General features: G+C 67.9%; 17 protein-coding genes and 3 pseudogenes. 11 read left to right on the top strand and 9 right to left on the bottom strand.

Annotated elements, in window-relative coordinates; genetic code table 11:
* Nucleotides 1-400 precede the first annotated feature (400 nt).
* On the top strand, nucleotides 401-3,598 hold the full coding sequence (locus ACZ562_RS34040) for an NACHT domain-containing protein (RefSeq protein ID WP_471187397.1): 3,198 nt from the start codon (nucleotides 401-403) through the stop codon (nucleotides 3,596-3,598).
* Nucleotides 3,599-4,075: 477 nt separating this feature from the next.
* Nucleotides 4,076-6,619 (top strand): pentapeptide repeat-containing protein, encoded by a 2,544-nt coding sequence (locus ACZ562_RS34045; protein WP_471187399.1) that lies wholly within the window; start codon nucleotides 4,076-4,078, stop codon nucleotides 6,617-6,619.
* 128 nt (nucleotides 6,620-6,747) lie between these two features.
* Here ACZ562_RS34045 and ACZ562_RS34050 read toward each other — a convergent pair.
* A pseudogene (locus ACZ562_RS34050) lies at nucleotides 6,748-7,635 on the bottom strand (transposase); the annotation flags it as partial.
* Between the two features lie 93 nt (nucleotides 7,636-7,728).
* Between ACZ562_RS34050 and ACZ562_RS34055 the strand changes: the two are divergent.
* The 6 genes from ACZ562_RS34055 (at nucleotide 7,729) to ACZ562_RS34080 (ending at nucleotide 13,123) form a co-directional block, all read left to right on the top strand.
* A complete protein-coding gene (locus tag ACZ562_RS34055; protein ID WP_471187403.1) occupies nucleotides 7,729-9,084 on the top strand; it encodes a DUF6879 family protein in 1,356 nt (451 codons plus the stop codon).
* A 4-nt stretch (nucleotides 9,085-9,088) separates the two neighbouring features.
* Entirely contained in the window at nucleotides 9,089-10,381 is a 1,293-nt protein-coding gene (locus ACZ562_RS34060) for a CHAT domain-containing protein (RefSeq protein WP_471187406.1), read from the top strand.
* Nucleotides 10,378-11,349 carry a hypothetical protein gene (locus ACZ562_RS34065; protein ID WP_471187409.1) on the top strand — a complete coding sequence of 324 codons (972 nt, stop codon included), beginning with the start codon at nucleotides 10,378-10,380 and terminating at the stop codon, nucleotides 11,347-11,349. Before ACZ562_RS34060 ends, ACZ562_RS34065 begins: the two co-directional genes overlap by 4 nt.
* 460 nt (nucleotides 11,350-11,809) lie before the next feature.
* Nucleotides 11,810-12,046 (top strand): hypothetical protein, encoded by a 237-nt coding sequence (locus ACZ562_RS34070; RefSeq protein ID WP_471187413.1) that lies wholly within the window; start codon nucleotides 11,810-11,812, stop codon nucleotides 12,044-12,046.
* Between the two features lie 370 nt (nucleotides 12,047-12,416).
* Nucleotides 12,417-12,902 carry a DUF2975 domain-containing protein gene (locus ACZ562_RS34075; protein ID WP_471187439.1) on the top strand — a complete coding sequence of 162 codons (486 nt, stop codon included), beginning with the start codon at nucleotides 12,417-12,419 and terminating at the stop codon, nucleotides 12,900-12,902.
* A complete protein-coding gene (locus tag ACZ562_RS34080; protein WP_010981499.1) occupies nucleotides 12,902-13,123 on the top strand; it encodes a helix-turn-helix domain-containing protein in 222 nt (73 codons plus the stop codon). The genes ACZ562_RS34075 and ACZ562_RS34080 overlap by 1 nt, the downstream gene beginning before the upstream one ends.
* Before the next feature lie 347 nt (nucleotides 13,124-13,470).
* Here ACZ562_RS34080 and ACZ562_RS34085 read toward each other — a convergent pair whose 3' ends face one another.
* The 4 genes from ACZ562_RS34085 to ACZ562_RS34100 all read right to left on the bottom strand — a co-directional run bounded on the left by ACZ562_RS34085 (nucleotide 13,471) and on the right by ACZ562_RS34100 (nucleotide 18,026).
* Entirely contained in the window at nucleotides 13,471-13,866 is a 396-nt protein-coding gene (locus ACZ562_RS34085; RefSeq protein ID WP_471187416.1) for an outer membrane protein assembly factor BamB family protein, read from the bottom strand.
* A gap of 91 nt (nucleotides 13,867-13,957) precedes the next feature.
* The gene (locus ACZ562_RS34090; protein WP_471187419.1) at nucleotides 13,958-15,475 is read right to left on the bottom strand and encodes a hypothetical protein; all 1,518 of its coding nucleotides are present in this window, start codon (nucleotides 15,473-15,475) and stop codon (nucleotides 13,958-13,960) included.
* Nucleotides 15,476-16,301: 826 nt separating this feature from the next.
* Entirely contained in the window at nucleotides 16,302-16,469 is a 168-nt protein-coding gene (locus ACZ562_RS34095; protein WP_471187421.1) for a hypothetical protein, read from the bottom strand.
* Between the two features lie 321 nt (nucleotides 16,470-16,790).
* Entirely contained in the window at nucleotides 16,791-18,026 is a 1,236-nt protein-coding gene (locus ACZ562_RS34100) for a hypothetical protein (protein ID WP_471187424.1), read from the bottom strand.
* 493 nt (nucleotides 18,027-18,519) lie between these two features.
* Here ACZ562_RS34100 and ACZ562_RS34105 point away from each other — a divergent pair, with 493 nt between their 5' ends.
* Nucleotides 18,520-18,693 (top strand): hypothetical protein, encoded by a 174-nt coding sequence (locus tag ACZ562_RS34105; RefSeq protein ID WP_471187442.1) that lies wholly within the window; start codon nucleotides 18,520-18,522, stop codon nucleotides 18,691-18,693.
* Here ACZ562_RS34105 and ACZ562_RS34110 read toward each other — a convergent pair.
* From ACZ562_RS34110 to ACZ562_RS34120, 3 genes are all read right to left on the bottom strand, one after another.
* Nucleotides 18,615-19,118 (bottom strand): hypothetical protein, encoded by a 504-nt coding sequence (locus tag ACZ562_RS34110; protein ID WP_471187451.1) that lies wholly within the window; start codon nucleotides 19,116-19,118, stop codon nucleotides 18,615-18,617. The two genes, ACZ562_RS34105 and ACZ562_RS34110, sit on opposite strands and share 79 nt — an antisense overlap.
* 184 nt (nucleotides 19,119-19,302) lie before the next feature.
* Nucleotides 19,303-19,728 carry a tyrosine-type recombinase/integrase gene (locus ACZ562_RS34115; RefSeq protein WP_471187427.1) on the bottom strand — a complete coding sequence of 142 codons (426 nt, stop codon included), beginning with the start codon at nucleotides 19,726-19,728 and terminating at the stop codon, nucleotides 19,303-19,305.
* Nucleotides 19,725-20,060 (bottom strand): hypothetical protein, encoded by a 336-nt coding sequence (locus tag ACZ562_RS34120; protein WP_471187430.1) that lies wholly within the window; start codon nucleotides 20,058-20,060, stop codon nucleotides 19,725-19,727. The genes ACZ562_RS34115 and ACZ562_RS34120 overlap by 4 nt, the downstream gene beginning before the upstream one ends.
* A 424-nt stretch (nucleotides 20,061-20,484) precedes the next feature.
* Between ACZ562_RS34120 and ACZ562_RS34125 the strand changes: the two genes are divergently transcribed.
* Nucleotides 20,485-20,787 (top strand): hypothetical protein, encoded by a 303-nt coding sequence (locus ACZ562_RS34125; RefSeq protein ID WP_471187433.1) that lies wholly within the window; start codon nucleotides 20,485-20,487, stop codon nucleotides 20,785-20,787.
* 118 nt (nucleotides 20,788-20,905) lie between these two features.
* Nucleotides 20,906-21,290 (top strand): annotated as a pseudogene (locus ACZ562_RS34130) (transposase); the annotation flags it as partial.
* A gap of 160 nt (nucleotides 21,291-21,450) precedes the next feature.
* Here ACZ562_RS34130 and ACZ562_RS34135 read toward each other — a convergent pair.
* Nucleotides 21,451-22,425, bottom strand: a pseudogene (locus ACZ562_RS34135) (ISAs1 family transposase); the annotation flags it as partial.

Raw genomic sequence — 22,425 nt, forward strand, 5'->3', positions numbered from 1 at the left:
GCCGCCTATGGCCAGCGCAATACGGCGCAGGCCTCCTTCTACCGGCTCGCTCTTCAGCCCGCCTGCCCCGCCGACCGGTGCGCACCCCGGCGATCAAGACGGACGCAGTCGCCGTACCGTCGGGGAGCACGTGCAGATCGAAAGAACGGTCCCCTGAGCCGTGCACAGGACCGCTCCAGCATCCGGCGGTCCACGACGCCAGGGCGTCGGCCGTATGTCTCGGCGGTCAGGTACGAGGTGAGCTTCGCCCAGGTCCGGAGCATCCTGCCCGTCGCGAAAGCAGGCGATGCGCTCGACATCGAAGCCGTGAGGCAGTTGACGGAAAGATGTTGCAACGTTCCGTGACCTCGATGGACTCCTGCGTGCCAAAGTAGAGGCCGCACAACAAGGAGTTGAGGGCATGAGGGCGCGCAGGCTGGTGACTTTCGCTGACGCGCTCGTGCTTCTCGGGGCCGAGCCGCCGCGGCTGGCGGCGCTTGACCGGGCGTTGGGCGGGGCCCTCAACCTGGCCACCGGCGGGGTCAGCGGCACGGTGATCGGAATGGCGGACGCCAATGGCCGCCTCATCGGGCTCGGCCGCGACGCTGTACAGGGCGTCGGCACGCGGCTCGGCCGAGTCCAAGGCCGGTCGGAGCGCACGGAGCTGTTGCGCGCCGCGCACACCGTAATTGTGGTGGTGGCGTTCTTCGAGGCAATGACGGAACTGGAGCTGCCGTTCGGCTTAGATCAGGTGGAATTGACGCTCAGCGAACAACTGGCCCTCGCTTCGCTGGACTCGGCGTCCGCTGCCTCGACATCCGAGGCCACGGGCTTTGTCGCCCTGCTCCTGGCTGCCGACCTGCCCTGCCCGGCGCCGCACACCGCGCCAGACGCGGTGTGGGCGGCCCTGTTGGTCAGGTACGGCGAATACGCCGACAGGTTTCTGTGCTTCCTTGAAGGATTGACCCTCTGGGAAGGGCTGAACCAGCGCCAGCGCGAGGGAGCCCGTGGCAGTCTCACCCGGGTCCTGCCGAGAAGGGCTCAGGAGCGCTATCAAAGTCTGTACACCCAACTCGTCGCGCAGGCACCGGAGTTCGCGTTCTGGACGATGCAGCTGGCGCAGCAGGCCACGCATGCGGAGGTCAGCCGCGCCTTGGCCGGTGTGGAGACCCTCCTCGCCCGCACAGCCGAGGCGCTGCACCCGCCGATCGACGTGGCCGCGGCACTCGCTCGCGCCCACCGGGCAGCGCTGAGCCGTACCGTCCTTGACGCCCAGACCGCGCCGGACGGCATCCGTATTCCCACCATGGAGGAGCTGTATCTCGACCCGGACTTCAGGGTGAGCGACGTGCCCGGATCGAGTGAGCCGACTGACGAGCAGTGGTGGGGGCGCATTCCGGTGCGGCGCGACCTGACGAGGTATCTCGCCGGCGCACTCACGGCCCCCCATCTGGCCGAAGCGCCACTGCTCGTCCTGGGACAGCCCGGTGCGGGCAAATCCGTGCTCACTCGCGTGCTCGCCGCTCGGCTTCCGTCCGTCGGCTTCCTCCCCGTGCGTGTGCCGTTGCGGGATGTCCGTGCCGAGGACGATCTCCAGGAACAGATCGAGCAGGCGACCAGAGCGGCCACCGGCGAGAGGGTGAGCTGGCCAGAGCTGGTGCGCTCAGCAGGCGGCAGCACCCCCGTGCTGCTCCTCGATGGATTTGATGAGTTGCTGCAGACCACTGGCGTGCACCAGAGCAACTTCCTTGAGCGCGTCTCGCAGTTCCAGCAGCGCGAGGCGGATCAGGGCCGCCTCGTCCTGGCGCTCGTGACCAGCCGGACCGCCGTCGCGGACCGGGCTCGTTTTCCCGACGGGATGGTCGTACTGCGTCTGGAACCCTTCCGGCCCGAGCACATCAGACAGTGGCTGACCGTGTGGAACGCGGCCAACGCGGCCGGGTTCTCTGCCTCCGGTCGCTCGCCGCTGGCCTGGGAGCACATCGAACGGCACGCGGAACTGGCCGCCCAGCCACTGCTGTTGACCATGCTCGCGCTGTACGACGCCACCGAGGGTACGCTCCAAGGTGCCGCCGACACCCTCGACGTGACTCAGCTGTATGAGCAGTTGCTCTCCTCGTTCGCCCGGCGCGAGGTGGGGAAGGCAACCCAGGGTGCGATACCGGAGGAGGAAACGGCCGCGCTCGTCGAGCGAGAGCTGCAACGCCTGTCACTCGTGGCCTTCGCCCAGCTCAACCGCGGCCGCCAGTGGGTGTCGGCTGGAGAGCTGGAACAGGACCTCACGACTGTGTTCGGGCGACAGCAGGTACAGGTCAGTGAGTTTCGCACCCCGTTGACACCCGCCGAGGTGGTGCTCGGCCGGTTCTTCTTCGTCCAGCGCGCTCAGTCAAGGCGGGACGGACAGATACTCGCCACATACGAATTCCTGCATGCGACCTTCGGCGAGTACCTCGCGGTGCGACTGGCCCTGCATCTCCTCACGGACCTGCTCTCCTCCCGCCCTGCGCTCGCGCTTGGCGGCAGTCGCATCCACGACGACCTCGCTTACGCCCTCCTTTCGTACACCTCTCTGGCATCCCGCCAGATGCCGCGGTACGCACGCTCCTTGACCGAGTCGATGCCCGACGACAAGCGCCGTAGTCTCGTACGACTGCTCGTCCAAGTTCTGGCTCAGCACCAGACCCGCACAGGCGATCAGCTTCCCGCCTATCAACCGACGGTGCTGCGCACCACATCGCGCCACGGCCTCTACGAATCGAACCTCGTCCTGATGATCATTCTGCTGGCACGACAATGCCCTGTGTCGGCGCTGTTCCCCGAGGCGGAGGATCCGGTGGGAACCTGGCACCGGCATTGCCTGCTGTGGCGTTCGGCGATGGACGAGAGCCAGTGGACGGACTTCGCGGGGTCACTGCACGTCCGTCATCACTGGGACAGTGGCGGGCGGGCCTTGAACATATCCCTGCGTGCCCACGCTGCCAGGCCGCCGGAACCGCTCGACATGAACTGGCTCTTCCGCTACCCGCAGGGGCATGGCGGTCCGGGCTGGTCGCGCTCCTACTGGGAAGAGCTGTGGCTCAAGATGGCCATATCCGGAGGTACGAACGACTCGGTGGCACGGCATACTCTCGACCCGGTGTTCCGATGGCTCGGGCAGGCAGTGACGGTCTTCACGCCGGTCGAGGGGGCGCCCGCCTCGTCGCTCGCCCACGACTTACTCGAATTGCTGCTCGCCGATCGTGGGGCGGTGACCGACGACCAGCTCAGCGAGCTTCACACGCGCGCGCTCCAGGGGGTACGGCTGATGTTCCCGACGGCGTCGAAGTACCTGGTACGGACCGTCGATGCACTGTTCATGGCGTTCTCCTGGGACAGGGAGCGGCTGCCGGGAGAAGCATCCGACGGTTTCGGTGAGTTCCTGAGAAACGACTTGGTCCCCCTACTGTTCGGTGAGCATGAAAGAGTGCCGGCGCCACCACCGTTCGTCAGTCATGCTCTGTTCCAAGTGTTGTGGCTGCATGAGCGTGTACTCTCCGGTCTGGTTCCGCCGGACCTTCTGGATCGTCTGAACGAGTACCGGCTGAGGCACGTTCCGGTCCCCTTGCCTTCGTCCGATTGAGGTTTGTCCTACGGCGTGGCGCAGCAATACGGACCGAGCCCTCCGGATAGTGCGCTCCGCCATGTCCGGCTGACCGCCGTGAGACCGGGCTCCCCCTGTCCTCGGCACCAAGACGACGCTGATCCCGAGCGGAGGGCCGTGCGCTGCGATCCGCGGAGTCGTGGACTCCTATCCCTGCACCACCCGGCGGCACACGACCTCGATGAGAAGGAAGCTCACCGACCAACCTTCAGAACCCGTCTCTGAACCTCATAGTCGGTCGCACCGAGGTTCTGCGGCACCGGAGTAGCGATTCCTGGTACGGCGTTTCGTGAACATCCGGCGGGTCTGGCTGCGTAGTGGCAGGGTGTCGTTGGTGACGGCTGAGCGGGTGGGAATGATTCGCCAGGAGCGACTAGCGGGGACACGGCGAGCAGCGTGGCGGGCGGAGCCCATAGAGCGTGAACGAGTCGGGGGATTGCCTGGAGTTCTCAGGCCGTGAGTACACCACCGGTCCCCGCGCCATCAGCGCCTCCGTGGCCGTACTGCGCTCACGGTGCGAATCCCACCATCGACCCCGTCGGCTGCACCGGCATCCACGTCCCGGGCCACACCGTGTGCCTCGCCCACCTGAGCGGCACCGACCGCGACGCCTACCTCGCCGGCTTGGCCCCCGGCGTCGACATCGACCACCGAGGCACCCGCTTCAGCGCGCGTCTTTTCAACGCCCTCCGCCGAGCCCTCCGGGACCCCGCCTCCAGCAGAGTCCGATTCGGCATTGCGCGGTTCGAGGGTGCGCGGTTCCTCGGACCCGCCCGGTTCGGCGAGGCGCAGTTCGCTGGCGAGGCCCGGTTCGACAGGGCGCTGTTCGTCGGCGAGGCCCACTTCGACAAGGCGCAGTTCGTCGGCGAGGCCCACTTCGACAAAGCGCAGTTCTCTCGTCCCGCCTGGTTCCTCGATGCGCAGTTCTCTCGTCCCGCCTGGTTCCCCGATGCGCAGTTCGCCGGTGACGCCCGGTTCGAGAGGGTGCGGTTCTCCGCCGACGCCTGGTTCGGGGAGGTGCAGTTCTCCGGTGACGCCCGGTTCGGCGAGGCGCAGTTCTCCGGTGAAGCCGGATTCGACGGGGCGCAGTTCGCCGCCGACGCCGGATTCAGGGCGGCGCGCTTCTCCGGCACCGCCTGGTTCAGGGAGGTGCAGTTCTCCGGCACCGCCTGGTTCAGGGGGGTGCAGTTCTCCGGTGACACCCGGTTCGACTACGCACAGTTCTCCGGCGACACCCGGTTCGAGGCCCAGTTCTTGGGCTATGCCGGATTCTCCGGGGCTCAGTTCGCCGGCGACACCCGGTTCGACAGGGCTCGCTTCTCCAGCGCCACCTCGTTCAGCGGGGCGCAGTTCTCGGTCCCCGTCCAGTTCATGGATGCGCAGTTCTCCGGCGACACCGACTTCAACAGGGCGCAGTTCTCCTTCAACGTCCGGTTCGAAAGTGCCCAGTTCTCCCGCACCGCCTGGTTCGTGCAGACACAGTTCAACGGCCACGCCCAATTCGCCGGGGCGCAGTTCGCCGGCGACACCGAGTTCGGCGCGGCGAACTTCGCCGAGGCGCAGTTCTCCGGCGGCGCAGGATTCCGCGGGGCGCAGTTCTCCGGCCGCGCCCACTTCGACAGGGCTCAGTTCTCCGCCGACACCCAGTTCGACTACGCACAATTCTCTGGCGCCGCCTGGTTCATCGAGGCGCAGTTCTCCCGCATCGCTGAGTTCCACCTGACGCGGTTCTCCGGTACCACCCTGTTCCACCGGGCGCAGTTCTGCGGCGACATCGGAATCGGCGGGGCGCAGTTCTCCGGCGACGCCCAGTTCAATCAAGCGCGCTTTGTGGTGCTGTCGCGGTTTGGACCGGTGGTGTGTTCGGGGATGGTTGATCTATCCGGCGCTGTGTTCGAGACGCCTGTGACGCTGGAGATCGCGGCTCGTACGTTGCGCTGTGACAAGACCCGGTGGGACTCGACGGCGAGCATGCACCTGCGCTACGCCACCACGGACCTCGGTGACGCGGTGCTGTCCTTCCCCACGGCGGTCACCGCCCATCCAGACCCCTTCACCACGAGCGTCGCCCGGCCAAGGGCCGACACGGCGGTGGACGAGAGCCTGCTGGCAGGCTCTGACAACAGGGTGCGGGTGGTCTCGGTACGCGGAGTGGATGCCGCGCACCTGGTCCTGACCGACATTGACCTGAGCGACTGCCTGTTCTCCGGTGCCTTCCATCTTGACCAACTCCGCCTGGGAGGCAAATGCACCTTCGCTCCTACCCCAACCGGCTTCCACCGCCGCCACTCCATATGGCCGTACCGGTGGACCCGTCGGCGTACCCTGGCCGAGGAACACCACTGGCGCGCGCTGACGGCCAGTCCACCCGCCACGCCTTCAGAGGAACGCTCACCCCGCGACTGGCGCGCCGGGCAGCACCACCCCAATCGCCGCCTCACACCGGCTCCGGAGGAGGTGGCCGCGCTCTACCGGCAGCTGCGCAAGGCCTACGAAGACGGCAAGAACGAGCCCGGTGCCGCGGACTTCTACTACGGCGAGATGGAGATGCGCCGCCACGACCGCTCCGGCACCCCGCCAAGCGAGCGAGGCCTGCTGTGGGCGTACTGGCTGCTCTCCGGTTACGGACTGCGCGCATCGCGCGCCCTGGGCTGGCTGCTGGCCGCCATGGTGGCCACCGTCCTGCTGATGATGGGGCTCGGCCTGCCCGATTCTTCCCCTCGGCAGATAGCCACCGGTACCGTCCCGGCCGGCGGCGGGCAGGTGGCTTTGACCGTGGACAACAAGCAGGACCCCCGGCTGACGCTGCCCGTTGGCGACCGGTTCACCAAAGAACGCTTCGACAAGTCACTGCAAGTGGTGCTGAACTCGGTCGTATTCCGGTCCAGCGGCCAAGACCTCACCACCTGGGGCACCTACACGGAGATGACCAGCCGCTTCACCGAGCCTGTCCTGCTCGCGCTGGCCATCCTCGCCATGCGCAGCCGTATCAAACGATGATGCCTACAGCCCTTCCCTGCCTCTTTGTTGAACAGACCGAATGCCTTACAGGTGTTTCCTGGCGCGCCGCGTTTCCAGAGGGCACTGATCACGCCGCCTTGACAGGTGTAGTCGGCTGTGGGGTCCCGGCGACCAAGGTGCCCCTCGACGACGGGGAGTTCACCGTCGTGCTCCAGCCAGGCCGAGCGGTGGGTCAACCTCGGGTGGACCCGGTCCCACGGTTGGGCTTCGGCCTTGCCGTAGTTGGCGGTGTCGGTGACGGTGGTGATCGCCGCCTCGGGCCAGGTCTCGGGTTTGGCGAAGCGGAACTCCTTGCCGTGCTTCGGCGGTCGCCCACCCTGGGGATAGGCCAGGGCGTACTCCTTGAGCGAGGGCTTCGGCAGCCGCATCACCCGGTCACTGCGAATCCGCCCGACCAGCTCGACAGGAAGATCCCGCAGGACCCAGGCCAGGCGGGTGACGTCGTAACCCGCGTCCATGACGATCGTGATGTCCGGGTCGCCGGGCGCCCACTGGCCAGCTGAGATGAGCCGCTCGGCCACGGCGCGGAGTTGGGTGGCGGTGACGGCGGTCGCATCGTCTTCGGGTCCGAGCCGGACCACGACCAGGATCGACGTCCACGAGGTGGCTCCCGGTTCGAGGACGGCGACGAAGGAGTACGGCCAACCTGGGATGAACTGGGAGGCGGACTTCGCCCGGCCGTAGACGTGGCAGAACAGCCGGCCGGCCGAGCACGGCGCGTCCGAGCGCAGCCACGGTGACACGTCGACCGCCAGCACCAGGCGCCCGCCCTCGAACCGGGGCAACGGCAGCCCGGCGAGCAAGGTCCGCAGGCTCTCGACGTCGATCCGGCCCCGGTTGAGAGCTCCGTACAACGCGCCGTGCCCACGCCGGTGCTCGGGCACCATCGTCAGGTCCACCGGCGAGGTGACCGGCCCGTCGACGCACAACAGCGCGTCGGCCAGTTCGAACATTTCGTCACGCCGGGCGGTCAGACACTCGTAGAACTCTGCTCTGGCAGGCTTGGCGGCTTGGGATGGTGCCTAACTGGCATGCGCGGGAAGTCATGGAGGTGGCGGTGGCTGCGCCGCCTCGGTGAGGGGGGCTTGATGAATGGCAGAAACGGGTCTACGACCGTGGGGGTCCAGGGCGCGTCACGGCTCAGGGACGGACGCCCGCTGGTATTCAAGTTGCTGGTCACGGTGGTGGCGGGCGCGGGCTCGTTCATCCTGGCGAGCACGCTGGCCCAGGACGCGGGCCAGGTGTGGACGCTGGTCGTGTCCGCTCTTGTCGCCGGCTCCACACTGATCGGGCAGTATCTTGTGGACTTCGAGAAGCGGCTCATGACGACAGACCGGCGCTTCGCCGATGCCCTCGCCGCGACGGAGCTGTTCAGCCAAGTGGACGGCTCGGTGCTCCGTTCCGACGAAGTCACCCGGCTGATCCTCGGGTACACAAAGGTCCGTCACCAGGGTGGCGACATCGCGCAGTACTTCGCCGAGAAGGAGCTGTCCCGCCTCGCCAAACTGCTGGAAGGTCTCGACGGCGGTAGCGCTGACTGCCTGGGCGAGAACCGCGCATGGCTGATCGACCTCACCGACTGCGTCAGGATGACTCTGGACGCCGTCAGCACCGCCGTGGACCGGGACTTCTGGCGCAGCGAGCCCGCGGAGCGGTATCTCGCCGCGCAGGAGAGGGCGGTCAAACGGCGGGGTGTGGAGATCCGGCGCCTGTTCGTGGTACAGGAACCACACGAGGTCACCGAGAACCTCAAGGAACTCTGCGAGGAACACAAGCGGCGTGGCGTCGACGCGCGCATCGCGGTGCAGTCGTTGATGGCGTCCAACCCCAGGGTGAACGACTTCGTCCTCTTCGACGGTGAACTGTCCTACGAGATAACGCCGGATCTGCGGTCCAATCCGGATGGTACCTGGCTACGGACGGAGCTTGAGCACGTCGAGGACCGCATTAACCAGTTCAACGGGCTGTGGGTGGCGACGGAGCCGCTGTGGCCGGCGCCGGAGCCACGGCGTCCGAGCGTCCCTCGCGCTTTTCCCCCGCACCTGTCCCCCGCCGGCTGCCGACTTGTCCTGACCTTGCTGGACGACCACCTGGTCGCGCGGATTCCCGCAAGAATCCGGCTGCACCTCCAGCCGGGGCCGGAACATCCATGGTCGAGGCCGGGCGCCGAACTCCCCCGGCTCACCGCCATGGCGACCCCGCTCACCCCGGCACGCGTCGAGCCTGTCAGCGTCTCGCTACGGCCCTCCCCGTCAGGGAACAACGGCACCGCCGAGGTCCTCTTCACCCCCGAGAAGCCCGGTAGGCACCGAATCCGCGTCACCGTCCACGACCGGACCACTGGCACCGTTCTCCAGCAGGTCGAGACGACAGTCCACGTCGGCACACCAGGTGAACTCCCCTCCGTCACGCCCCCCTTCACCCTGCGCACAGAAGGGGGGTGAGCACATGGCCCACGACCTCGAAACGGCCGTCCTCCAAAACCCCAGTCATGACTACACACGCTTCCCCACCCCCACCACACACCACCCCGACCTGGTCGTCGCCCTGAACCAGTACGGCCTGGAGGGGATCTTCGTCCGCCTGTACGGCCCCGCCGTACCAACCTCACCGCACGGCGACCCCTGCGCGGTGCTGCACGTGAAACAAGCGACGGTACGTGGTCTGGGCACCCGCCTGCGCCGGCGCTGGAAAGCGGAGTTCGTCGACGCCCGGCCGCCGACCGGACAGGGACCGCCTGTCCCCGGTCGCCCCGACTTCCCATACGCCGCGCAGGTGGACCTCACGGGCGAACCCGAGGACGAACTGCATTCGGCGCTCGACGAACTGGCCGCTCAGGGAGCCCACTTGCTGTTCGACGTACTCCTCGGCGGCAGGGACCGCCCCGTCTCAAGGGTGCGTCAGGTGCTGACCGAGGTGCTGTTCCGCAAGAACCTGCGCATCCGCTTCGACTCCGATGTGCTGTACCTGCCCTGGTCCCTGCTCTGTCTGCCCGGGAACACGATGCGGAGCGCCGGACTCGACGCACTTTTCGGGCGCTTCCTCGGCCATCGCCACCAGCTCGAGCAGACGGGCGGCTACTACCCGGAACTCCCGGATGCCCGGGCGCCCGCACCGCTCCCGGCTCATCCCTGCGTGAGTCTGAACCACGACACGGAGCTCGACGTCGCGGGCAGGACCAAGGCGGCGCAGGTGGCGGCCCTCCTGGCCAAGGACACGACATTCCATGAGCGCCGCAGCCGTCAGGAACTGGTGGACGACATCGCGGAGGGACGGCTGGACGAGCAGTTCATGTACTTCTGGTGTCACGGCCATTTCCGAGCCGAAGCGACCGAATCACCCTTTCTGGTGGTGCAGTTGAGCGACGGACGCGACATCGACGCACAGACCGTACTGGCCCGTTGCGCCGCGCACGCGGGCACGGTGCTGCACCGGCACCCACTCGTCATGCTCAACGCCTGCTACGGCGGAATGCCGGGCACTGCCGAACTGGCCCACCTGGGCGGCGCGCTCATCCAGGCGGGCGCCGCCGGAGTGCTGGGGCCGCAGATCGAGATGCCGCAGCTCTTCGCGGCCGAGTACGCGCTGCAGTACGTGACGCGGTACCTGGGCGGACAGGACACCGCAGGGGACATCGCGCACGCCCTGGCACGCCATTTCGCGGACACCCACCGCAACCCGCTCGGCCTCGCCTACACACTGCACTGTGGAATGGACAGCCGCATGGAGCTCGCCCTGTGACGCCGACCGTCATCGATCTGGATCCCACCGGCTGGCTCCTGCGGGAAACCCGTACCGGCCCCCGTCCCGTCCCCGCGCACCGCCTCGACGACCACTTCGCCGCAGCGCTCACCCCGCCGGACTGGGCCACCGACCTTCTGGTCTACGCCCACGGGTGGCAGACGAAGCCGCAGTCCGCGCTCTTAACGGTCCACCGGCTCCTCGCCCTGATCGCGGACCAGTACGACCACGGACCCTACCCGAACCTCGAACCCTGGCGGCCCTGGACCGTCCTGATCCGCTGGCCCTCCCGTTCCCGCCCGTCCCTCGGCGGTTACCGCAGCATCCGCGACCGTGCCCACACCATGAGTACCGAGGGCCACGCCTCACAGGTCATCGGCCGCCTCCTCGGCTACCTGGACGCCCACCGCACCGACCCCGCCGCACCGCCCGTCCTCGCCAACCGGCACGGCCAGTACCTGCACCTGATCGGCCATTCCTTCGGCTGCCGGCTGCTCTGCGAGGCCGTGCAGTGGGCGGCCGGCCAGAAACCGCTCATCCTGGGGTGGAGCACGCCGAAGCCGCACGGGCGGCCCTTCACCGTCGACTCGATGCTGCTGCTGCAGATGGCGGCCCCTCGGGATGCCTTCGCGTCCCGCTTCACCGCGCTGGCCGAGGCACCGCTGCGGGGGCCGGTCGTCGCCACGTACTCCCAGCACGACCGGGCGACGGGCTTCTGGCATCTGCGGGCGGAGAAACGGGCCGGCATCGGCTACGCGGGCATCGGTACGGCCCCCTCGCCCGTCTCCGCCGTACGGATGCTGCCACCCCGGCAGCCGTACCCCCTCACCGCCCTCGACCACCGCTTCGTGAGCGTCGACGCGAGCGAGGTGTTCGTGCGCGGCAACGGCCCCGCGGGTGCCCATTCCGACCATCTGCGCCCGGAGACAGCGCACCTTCTGCTGTCCCTGGCAGACCACTCCCGTTGAGCGGCCATCAGTCCTCGTACAGGTCGGTGATCCGGATGTTGCAGCGCCTTTGCGGGAAAGTCGGGGCCCGGCACGCAAGAGCGAGTCTTGGTATTGCCACGGCATCGAGGAGACCCGCCTCCGTGAACGCGGATGTCCCGTACCGCCTGCTGCTTGCCAAGGCTCTCGGCGCGCTGCCTCTGGCGGTTGTTACTCGCTGTGATCGTTGTGTGAGTCGGAGAGGGTGCCCTCGGAGGTGCCTGCGAGGAGGCAGGTCGCGGCCGTGATGGTGTGGTGCTGGTTGCTGACACGCCGGGTTGATCCGCTGGTGGCGATGTCCGATGCCGCCCGGCTTGGTCGCCCGCGTCATGTTGGGGTTCGTCATCGGTGTCCGTAGAAGTACGCATTCTCATCACCGGTTCCGCGCTCCGAAGTCGTTCGGGACAGGCAGGTGTCCGTGGGTGCGGTTACCGTGCCCGCCATGTCTGACGATCTTCAAACCAACAACACACAGCAGGAATCGGCAGCGGCGGGTTGGCGGTGGACTGACCCAGAGTGGCTGGTGCATGCGGATCCGGCGCAGGTGCAGGCCGCGATGGATGGTGTCAGGGGCCGGGGCGAGGTACTGGCTGCGGCGGGGTACCGAGCGTCGATGCGTCTGCACAACTACAACGGGCAGGCCGCCGCCGGAGGTACGGCGGCATCTGCTGGCCCTTGACGCGGCCCGCTACGGGGATCGGGAGCTGTCGGCTCGACTGGCCGCAGTCCCGGTCAAGGACACCAAGGGCTATTGGACAGTGGCCTGGTGTACGGGGTCGGAGACAGACCCCCGGCTCCGCCTCACCCAAGTGACCGATGACCCCGCACAGTTGCTGGCGGCGGTGGTGATCGACGGCCGCCCACGTATCGTGGCCGACTATGGCAAGGGCGTTGGGGTGTGGGATCTGGCCACCGACGCAGCCGCCGACCACGAGAGACGGCGGCATCCCGCCACCGTGCGAATCCGCCGCCCCGCCCTCCGCCCCAGCCCTTGCGTCGCCTATCGAATGTCGATAGGTTCCCATCGCAACTCGATGGAAGGGTGGGTCGTGGGGAAGCTGACAGTACGTGCGCTGCGCGCCGTGCTCGTGGTGGTGCTCGCCGGCACCGTGTTCGTACAGGCATTGATGGTGTGGGCGTTGGCCACCGACCCGGAGGACGGGTCGCTCCCGCTGACCCCGCTCCGCGTGATCACGATCCTGGGCATGATGTCGGCCCAGGTCGCGCTGGTCTGCGTATGGCGGCTGGTGACGATGGTGCGACGCGGAACCGTGTTCTCCCACGCCGCCTTCCGGTACGTGGACGGCGTGATCGGCGCGATCGTTGCGGCTGCCCTCGTGTGGTTCACGGTCACGGCCGTCAACGCGCCGGGCCAGCGGGACGACCCGGGCGTCACCGTCATCATGGGCGGGGTTGGCGTGGCCATCCTGGGGGTCGCACTCATCGTGCTCGTGCTGCGGATGCTGCTCGCCCAGGCCGTCGCGCGCGACGTCGAAGCGACGCAGATGCAGGCCGAGTTGGACGAGGTGATCTGATGCCGATCGCCGTCGACATCGACGTGATGCTGGCCAGGCGGAAGATGTCCGTGGGCGAGCTCGCGGACCGCGTAGGGATCACGCCCGCCAACCTGGCGGTACTCAAGAACGGCCGCGCCAAGGCGGTACGCTTCGCGACGCTCGCCGCGCTCTGCGAGGTGCTCAAGTGCCAGCCGGGCGACCTGCTGCGCTGGGAGGCCGAAGACGCCGCCGGCGGATGACGTGCCCTTCCAAGATCATGGAGTTCACCACTGACCGGAGCCGTGGAACGCGGCGCCCACCCGGCGTGACAGCCGGGCCTCCAGCCTGCCCGAGATCAAACCGGGCAGCCCAAATTGCCCGCCGGAGAACCCGACAGACCATCACGAAAGATCGAGGCTGAGAACCCGCGCGAATAGGCGCGGGCTTTGGTGATCGACCGGGTCTTGCCGTGGCCCGGCAGCCGTGACTTGCTGTGACCGTGTTCGCGCCGTCGAGTCGGTTGCTGTTGTGGTGGGAGGCGCGGCGCGGCCCCCCACCACCGGAACCAGCCCCGCCACCCACCCGGGCCGCCACGTCCGGCCACACCTCAAGGGCCGTGGCGCCGTGACCGCCGCGGCCTGGCCGACCGGACCCGAGTCCGCGTCGGCGGCCTCGACAAGTACCTCCAGCGTCCGCCCAATGCCAACGGGGTGGCCTTCGGCGCGCTGGAGGACGAAACCGGCATGGTCAACCTCGTCTTCTCCCCATCCTGGGCGCCGGTGTCGGCGCGCAGCGCCAGCGCCGCGCCGCGGCCGTCCTGCAGATAGAGCAGGCCGTCGTACCAGACGGGCGGGTACTGCTTGGACGCCGAGTCCAGGTTCACCGACCACTTCTCCTGTCCGGTGGCCGGGTCCCACGCGACGATCGTGCCGCGCGACAACGCCCGCGACGCCCGCTGACAAGGACCACCGACGAGGGCCGCCGACAGGGTGTCGGACGCCATCCGCGATCCCGTCATCGCCCTGGTGCTTCCGGGCCGGTCCCCGCATCCGCGTGCCCTGACGGGAGGCGCGGGTGCGGGAACCCGTCGGCCCTCAGTAACTGCTCCCGAGGGTCCGCGTGGTGTAGGCGCACTCGGTGTAGATGTACCCGGAACGGAGCTTGGCTGTGTCCGAGGCGGGCGTCCCGGTGCTGTCGCCGTGCGGCTTGTGCACGAAGTACGTGGTGCCGACGGGCAGGCTGATCGTCCGGTGCGGGTAGTTCTTGCTGCTGCTGCAGGGCTTGAAGCCGATCATGAGCGTGTCGGCGAGGGTGTACGCGTTGCAGCTGCCGCACCCCTTGAGAGTGAAGCTGCCGGTGACCGGGCCGGTGTAGAGGACTGTGATGTCGTCGGGACTGTCGTTCTTGACCGTGACGGAGATGCTGCCGCCGGAGGCGTTGGTAGGCAGCTTCTTCCCGGCGGCCGGGAGCGTCTGCGCGACCTCGGCGGCGATGGAGATCTTCTTGGCGCGGTCCCGGTTCTCGCTGTGCTTGTTGTCGGCGACGAACTGATCCAGCGTCTTCTGGGCCGTCTCGAAGTCGCCGTCCTTGTACTGGCTGACCCCGCAGGCGTACTCCCCCGCATCGCCACTCCGGCCGGCTCGGTCGGCGGCCTTTTCCAGGCCGTCGGCCGCGTCCTCCGCCGCCTGCCCCGACAGGCCGGTTATCTGGGTGTTCAGGCTGCGCAGCTGCTCGACGGCCACGCAGGGCTCGTCACCGCTGACGGCCTTCTCCGTCGTCTTCACCGCCGAGTCGACAGCGGGTACGACGTTGCCCGCCGGATCGGACTGGGGGAACGTGCCCAGCAGGTCGCCGAAGCGCGTGACCCAGTCCGCCTCCCCGGCCGCCAGGCTGCTCGATCCGCACTCGTACAGCGAGGCGGCGAGCCGGTCGTCGGGCCAGCGCGTCAGGGAGCCCAGCGCGTCCTTGGGCATGGTCTCGGGCACCGTACGCAGGTACTTCAGCGGCTCGATCGCCTCGCAGTAGTCCTTTTGGCCGTAAGCCGCGCCCACCGTCGTGTAGTAGCTCCTCATCCGGTCGGGGACCTGGCCGGCCGCGCGGGAACCGGGGTGGTTGACCGCGAGGTCCCGGTAGACGTCCAGGGCCGTCCGGTAGTCCGGCCTGCCGGTGGTGAACGTGTGCCGGCCGGCCGCCGTGACCAGGTGGTCGGCCGTGTCGAGACGGTCGAGGAGCGACTGCTCCACAGCCTCCGCGTGGGCGTCGTCGTACCAGACGGCGCCGCCGGCCGGTACGGCGAGCAGCAGCACACCCAGCAGCAGCGCGAGGGGCGGTCTCCCCGGCCACGTCAGCCGCGTGCGCAGTCCGGCGACCGCGCCGTGCACGGCCGCCAGCAACAGGACGACGGCGTAGACGGCGAGCGCGAACGCCGGGACGCCGTCGGCGTCCGCGGGCAGGGCAACGAGCAGCAGCACGACCGTCGCCGCCAGGCAAGCGGCCATCGGGACCCATCTTCGGATGAGCGCATACCCGAGACCGAGGCCGCTGAGATTGAGCAAAGCGACCGCGGCCGCCCGCAGGCCGTCGGGCGGCGCGGGTGGCGGACTCGAAGGCATCGATGGTACGGCGAATCCCTGGCTCGGTCCGTACGAGTTACCTGACACGGTGGTTCCCCCCTCAAAAGCGCCCGCATGTCTGCGGGTTGGCAGTGTAAGGCCAGGGGGACTGACTCGGCAGCAGGGGTCCACCAAGACGGACCGGGACGCGGTGCGACGTGGCGATCAGGCTCGCGCCGGGCACGAACCGCCGTCGCCGGGCACCGGGTTCACGCGGGGCCCGGTGGTGGCGCGCGGTCACCGCTGCCGCGGCCGGTGGGCGTAGGCATGCCGCCAGTGGTCAGCGGCCGGAGTTGCGGACGGACCGGTCGGCCTACGCGGTGTCCGCGAGCTCTACGAGCGGCCGCGCCGCAGCGCGCGCACGCGGCACGGACGTAACACCGAGCCGAGTGCGGGGATCATCGACTCCCAGTGGGCGGACGGTTCCGAGACCGTCGGCGAGGAGAGCCGCGGATACGACGGCGGCAAGATGCACGACGGGCGCAAGCGCCACGTGTTGACCGACAGCGAGGGCCTGCTCGGGCGGCGGCCGCCTCCGGCGGCATCCGGCACGCCGGGCAATATTGTCCTGCGGCTGGCTCGTGGATGAAACTGCACCGTAGGGGCCTGGCCAGCTTGTGTGTGCTGGGTGTCGGCCTTCGGCTACGAACTCCACTATGCAGCTGCTGAAGTGCCTCGTGGACGCCTTGTGTCGGTGCGTGCGGTTACTCTGCCGGTCATGCCTGATCATCTGAGTGCTGACGGCCTGGGGGCTGACCCCGACGTGGCGAATGAACCGGCTGGCGGTGCCATGCATGCCGTGGCCCGTTGGCGGAAGTTCGAGAGGCTACTTGTCGGGAGGGGGCTCGGGTGGGGGTTGCACTACGCCCCGGCCCAACTGCGCTACTGCGAAGCCCAGCTTCGTGGCGCCGGTCTTGTTGCGTGACCAGCCCGCCTCGTCGCTGGACGGGGTGAAGTGGTCCACCACCCCGTCCAGCCCCAGATCCCGCCCCACTGCTCGACCCCTTCCGCACGCCCCCGTGATCACCTGTCGGGGCTCGACGGCAGATGCGCCGCCGTACGACGTGCGCAGGTATCGGCGAAGTGCTCCAGCGGGGCAGACAACCCTGGTAAAGGCGCGGCCGGCCGGCCGGAGCGTACGGGGGTTGGGCCAGGGCGGCAGGGTGGAGGCGTCAGTGCGGAGGCTGCGGATTGCGGCGTCGGTGAAGTACAGGCATGCCACAGCCGCCCTCGTCGTCGGCACGCTGTACTCGTCGAAGCGGCAGCAGAACGCGCTGACCTCGGCGGTCGGCCCACTGCGCCCAAGGCTCGGCGATCACGGTGATTCGTTGGTGTCGTTCTGGCTGGGTTTCGGTTCGGGCATTCGCAGGTAGAGGTTGCCGAGTACCTTTCCGGCTTTGAGCCAGCCGATCTCCTGCTCCTCCAGCGCGGCGATCGCTTCCTCCTCGCTGGCGAACTCGCGGTCGAGCCGGGCACCCTGGAGTCCGGTCGCCCAGTTGCTGCCCCACACTCCGACGGCGGACTCGCCGCTGTACCTGCGCATGACGGAGCCGCGTCTGGGGTCGGACCAGACCGGAACCCGCCGGAACGACCGCGGCAGGGAAGCGGCGAAGTCCTCGACCAGTCCGGCCGCTTCCTCAGTTGTCGGCGGGGACAGCCAGACCGAGTAGTTCATCTCGGCCTGACCGCGAGACGTGTAGTAGGTGCCCCCCACGAACAGCACGTGGCGCCCGTAGCGCTGCGCCGCTCGATAGTTGTGCTTGCCGGAGAAGGCCACTATCTGCTGGTCACATCTGGTCGCGTCGGCGACGAAATCGACGTCGCTTTCGGGATTCAGGGTGAACGGCACGGGCGAGGCGATGATGGACCGGCCGTCGAACACGACCACACTTGAGCGAAACAGGTCGATGTACCAGACCCGGTTGGCACCACGCTGGGCGAACACCCGAGAGCACGGATGGTGCTGTGCGGTGACCCACGCGACCAGCTTGACGTCCTGCTCCGGCCAATCGGCGGCCGGACCACCCGCGTCAAGCAACTCGGCAGCGGCCTGGTCGAAACCGCCACCGGCGAGCCGGTCCATGTCGCGAACGCAGTCCGGGCAGTCGTCGACACCGCCCTCCATGAACGTGTAGAACCCACGGTGCTTGCGAAGCGGCCGGCCGGTCTTGCACCGACGCCACAGCGAATACCACGCGGCCGCCCGACCCCGGTCGTACTGACGCACCGCAGCCTCGACCCCGTACCCGAGGACGCGCGCGGCCAGCTTGGAATCGGTCCCCTCCACCCATCTTTCAACCCAGCAATCGGTGGCCTCCATGACCTCCCGATCGTTGCGCAACTCCGTCTGCCGTCCCGACCGCTCCGTCCCGGGCGTCTTGTGGATACCGAAAACATACTTGTCGACGCTGCGCGTCCTCGGCCCGGACCCGGCCCGCAGCCGGGCCATCACCGATCTATGAAGCTCGGGCGTCCACACCCGACCCATGCCCGCCGGCATGCGGGCGTCGTCATCGAATAGCGCCTCAACGTAACGGTCCAGATCGCTCATCGGGCTCTCTCCCCGCCCGACGCCCGCGCCTGCGACCGCCGGGACACAGAGTGGTCAACCATCATGCAGTCCTTCTTGCTGGAAGCGATGCGGCTGCGGGGCTTGTCCGACGCCGCGAATGTGTACTCGATGGGTCCGCACAGGGTCCAGGCCCTACTCCGACCGACGGATCCCAGCACCGCCATACAAGCCGACACTTGGTAGGCAGCGAGAACCTGCACCAACAGGGCCGACGGAACCTTCAGTGACGCATCATGCCTAGCACCCTAGATGCCTTCACTGACACCGCCCGCCCCCCAAGCCTCTACCATCACAACCCGCCCGGTATCACGCTGCCCGATCCGGCCCGCATTGCCAAGGCCGATTCCTCGTACGCCCATACTCGGTAGGCGCCCGGCCTGTCCGTGGGCGTTCAGACGTGGTCAAGGCCCCACATAGGTCCTCAACCCCCGAAGGACTTCCGACGTTGACCTCTGAAGTCAACACGCTGCTGATGCAGGAGGTCCTGGCCCATCCGAAGTGGGCGGACAAGCTCACCGACGCGGACCGCCGGGCGCTGTCCCCGCTGTCCTGGACCCATGTGAATCCTTATCTGGACACTTCAGGAGGTGCTGATCCGTGTAGCGCAGCGTTGGCCCTGGCGACGAAAGCGTCGCACGCTGCTTGAGCTGCGCTGCCACGCTGGAGCATCTCTGCTTTGTCGTCAGTCCGGATGATCGCGCTGGTGAGCTCCAGCACTGTGCTGGCCTGATCGGCAAGCTGTTGAAAGTCTCCCTGGCTGCTTATGAGCTTGAGGCGAGAGGCACTGCTGCGTGTCTCCACGTAGAGCCGGTAGGACTCGGCCCGCGCAGCCGCAGCTTCTTCACCCATCGGATCGGCATCCCAGCGTGACCATCGATCGTACTGCGCGCGGCGATAGTCTTCGACGAGGGCAATGAAGGCAGCACAGTTGTCGAACAGGCGCTGTTGTTGCTGGTGAGAGTGGGCGCGGGCCTCGGCTCGGCGGGCGGACTTCTCCTGGTAGTGGTGCGCTATGACAGAGCCCAGCAATGTGCCCACGACGGCTATGGCGCCAGCAATGATCCCCTCCACGCTGGTAGCGCATCACGTTGAAGTCCTGACGCGCGAGCTACCTTTCGGTCGTTTCTGCAGGTCGGAATTGCGTCGTCATGACCCAGCCTCCTGGTCGTGGCAGGTCTCGCCAAGGTCTGCAAGGAGGCTGCGGATTCGGCCAGCGATGGCGTTGTACCGTTGGACCTCGCGGGGCCAGCCGCGTTCAACGGCGTCTTGGGCGAGTTGCTGCTCGCGGGACGAGCCGCGAGCGCAGGCGCGGGGCGTACTCACTGGTGGTGAGGAACTTCGAGCAACGGAGGTAGAGATCGCACTCGCAGGGCCCCTCAGCCGGTGACCGCAGGCAGTGGCCGAGTTCGAGTTCGGTCTTGAAGAAGCTGGTCCTGAGCCAGTTCAGGGTGTCTTCGCCGATTCGTCCGCTCAGGAGCTCCTCGGCGGCTGGCCCGGCGATCCGTCCGCCGGCGGCGATGACTTTCTCGTACTGCTCCTTCAGGACGGGGTCGCTGATGTGGGAGTACGCGGCTGACATCTGCGCGTTGCCGTGCCCGAGGACCGCCATGATGGTCTGGATCTGGGCGCCGCCCTCGGCGAGCTGGGTGCCGACCGTGTGGCGAAACCGGTGGGCGGTCACGGTGGGGTTGCCGTCGCCGATGTCGACGCGACCATGCTGTTCTTCGGCGGCGCCGAAGTGAACAGCTGATCAACTTTACGACCGCTGATGGCACGATCTCCATCGCCGGAAAGACCGAGTGCCCCCTCGTCATCTACGACGAGGGCGACCTCAACCTGACCAGCACCGGACACATCCTCTGCAGGCGGTACGACGGCCCTGCCGAAACGCCCGACCTGGAGGACGCTGGCGAGGACGACGATGAAGATCCCGGTTGGGGATGGCCGCGTATCACCCTGACCCGGGCCGAGGTGCCGGAGGCACTCGTCGAAGGCCTCTACGACGAGCATCACTGGGTGGACGATCGGCTCGCCCTGGCACTGGCCCGCGAAGGTAAGCCGCTGCTACGCCCTGCGTATGAAGGGCACGCGTAATTCTGCGCGCTTGGCGGCGGGAAGCACGGCTCCAGGACTGGTAAACCCAGCCGCACCCGCTGTATCCACACGGGGCCATCTCCAGAGCGACCCACGGTTCCAAGAGACGCCCTCCCATGCCGCTGTCCGCGTCAAATGAGAGATGGAAGAAAGAGACCCATGGCACAGGCGACCTGGCTGCAACTGGTGAGCAGCGAGGAGATCAACGAACTCCGGCAGAATCCGACCAGCATCAACAGCCTCGACAAGCCCGACTACTACCACACCCACTTCGGCGCCGCGCTCAGCTACTTCCTCACCGGGAAGGCTTGGCCCGGCCCTGAAGATCACGAGCTGTGGGCCCGTGGTCGGCGGCGCCGAAAGCATCGCCTGCCCGACCCTGGAGAACGCCGTCTTCATGGTGGTGACGCCGGATCAGGCGGCCCAGGTCGCTAAACGGCTCGCCACCGTAGACCTGGCGGCCGTCGCAACCGCCGTCGGGCAGGCAGATTTCAACGAGCTGATAGACGATCAGGAACTCTACGAACTGGAGCTGATCACGCCCGATGAGGCTCCGGAAATCATCGTCGAGGGGATCAGGCAACTCACCGACCTGTATGCCACGGCCGTGGACTCCCAGCTCGGCGTCGTCATGTACACCACCTGACCATGGGTCGATTTCGCCGTTGACAAGGACCTGGCGGCTGCCGCCCCGAGCCGCTCGACGCGTTCGAAGGACGCGCCGTCGAGGCCGAGCTCCGCCGATCACCCCTGCCGAGCCCGCCATGCCCACTACCGCCCGTCGCCGCCGCTACCCCTCCGACACCTCCGTCGCCGAATGGGCGCTCCTGGAACCCCTGCTGCCCATCCCGGCCTGCAAGACCAAGACCGGCGGACATCCGGAGAAGTAGCCGCGGCGGGAAATCGTCGACAACGGCGCGAAGTGGCGGGCTCTGCCTGCGGAAATTCCCCCGTGGAGACGGTTTACGGGTTCTTCTGGCGGTGGAACCGGGCCGGGTTCTTCACCTACATCCGCGACCAGCTCCGCCGCCGGATCCGTGCCAGCAAGGGCGCTGTCCCCAGCCGGTCACGCTGATCGTGGACTCCCAGTCGGTCAAGGGTGCCTCCACCGTCGGCAGGAACAGCCGTGGCTACGACGCCGCGAAGAAGACATCCGATGCGGAAGAACTGTCAAGCGGCAAGGGACAGGTGGGGTTCTCGAAAGGTCGGGAAGGCCACGGCCTCATCGAATGGGACGCGGTGAGTTAGACAGTGGTGCAGGCAGCCGATCATCCAGGGCCCCGGCGTTTGCCCGGCTCGTCCGGTTTGATCATGTGATGCCGTGGAGAGTGAGGACGCGGGGGCGGTCGGTATGGGCTCGGCGTCCGGCGGCGGTGTTGACGTATCCGGCGAGCTTGAGTGCTGCGGATCAGGTCACGGACGGCAGCGAGTACGGCGGGCGCGTTGCGGGATCTGACCTGGGACTTGTCCTCTTCGAAGACAACATCCCGGACCCAGTGGACGGTGTTTTCCACCGTCCAGTGCCCGCGAGCCCATGACGTAATCTCGGCTGCGTTCGCCTCCTCCGCGGTCAGGTCGGTGATGGCGTAGACGGTCTCGCTGGACCACTTCTTCGCGCCGTAGAGACGGCGACGGCGCTGGATCCGCAGGACCTGGGCCGCGTACGGAAAGAGCAGGCCCGCGACGGTGACGACCTGGACGATCCGTTGCTCGTGGCGGCCGTGCCCTCGCGCGTCGTCGCGGTGGATCACGGGGATGTCCTTCCAGGGCAGAGCATGGAGTTGACGGGCCTGGCCCCGCTGGTTGTTCTTGATGGTCAGCAGGTAGTGGGCGCCACGTTGGTGCCGATAGGTGGCGTGGTCGCGTTGGGCGTGGAGGGCGTCGGCGGTGACGACGGTCCCCGCGAGATCCGTGTCGTCGATCTGGTCGGGCAGGGGTGCGAACTCGGGGATCTCGTTGGTCTTCGCGCCGATCTCGCGCGAGGCGAGCGTGACGCCGTCGCCGTGGCGGACCGCGGACAGCACGAAGACCCGGCTGCCGTCCGGTCGCTTCGCGCCGCGCAGGCACTTGCCGTCCACCGCGATCGCCCGGCGTCTGGACCGCACCGGCTCGGCACGGGTGGCCGCCCGATGGGCTCGGCGCCGTTCGCGCTCGATTCCACCGTCGGGCATCACCGGATCCGGCCGGCGGGGCTGCGCGGACAGCAAGGGCCGGAGGTAGTCGTAGCCGGCCGCGCTGATCTCACCGGGACCCAGACGCCCCAGGACACTGCGCAGGGTCTTCT

The organism is Streptomyces sp. NPDC040410 (assembly GCF_055595715.1).

What these genes read in the sequence shown, in the direction of transcription:
- ACZ562_RS34105 (WP_471187442.1), top strand. Translation starts at nt 18,520, where the DNA reads ATGCAGGAGGTCCTGGCCCATCCGAAGTGGGCGGACAAGCTCACCGAC.
- ACZ562_RS34070 (WP_471187413.1), top strand. Translation starts at nt 11,810, where the DNA reads ATGTCTGACGATCTTCAAACCAACAACACACAGCAGGAATCGGCAGCG.
- ACZ562_RS34090 (WP_471187419.1), bottom strand. Translation starts at nt 15,475, where the DNA reads ATGCCTTCGAGTCCGCCACCCGCGCCGCCCGACGGCCTGCGGGCGGCC.
- ACZ562_RS34040 (WP_471187397.1), top strand. Translation starts at nt 401, where the DNA reads ATGAGGGCGCGCAGGCTGGTGACTTTCGCTGACGCGCTCGTGCTTCTC.
- ACZ562_RS34055 (WP_471187403.1), top strand. Translation starts at nt 7,729, where the DNA reads ATGAATGGCAGAAACGGGTCTACGACCGTGGGGGTCCAGGGCGCGTCA.
- ACZ562_RS34080 (WP_010981499.1), top strand. Translation starts at nt 12,902, where the DNA reads ATGCCGATCGCCGTCGACATCGACGTGATGCTGGCCAGGCGGAAGATG.
- ACZ562_RS34100 (WP_471187424.1), bottom strand. Translation starts at nt 18,026, where the DNA reads ATGAGCGATCTGGACCGTTACGTTGAGGCGCTATTCGATGACGACGCC.
- ACZ562_RS34085 (WP_471187416.1), bottom strand. Translation starts at nt 13,866, where the DNA reads ATGGCGTCCGACACCCTGTCGGCGGCCCTCGTCGGTGGTCCTTGTCAG.
- ACZ562_RS34060 (WP_471187406.1), top strand. Translation starts at nt 9,089, where the DNA reads ATGGCCCACGACCTCGAAACGGCCGTCCTCCAAAACCCCAGTCATGAC.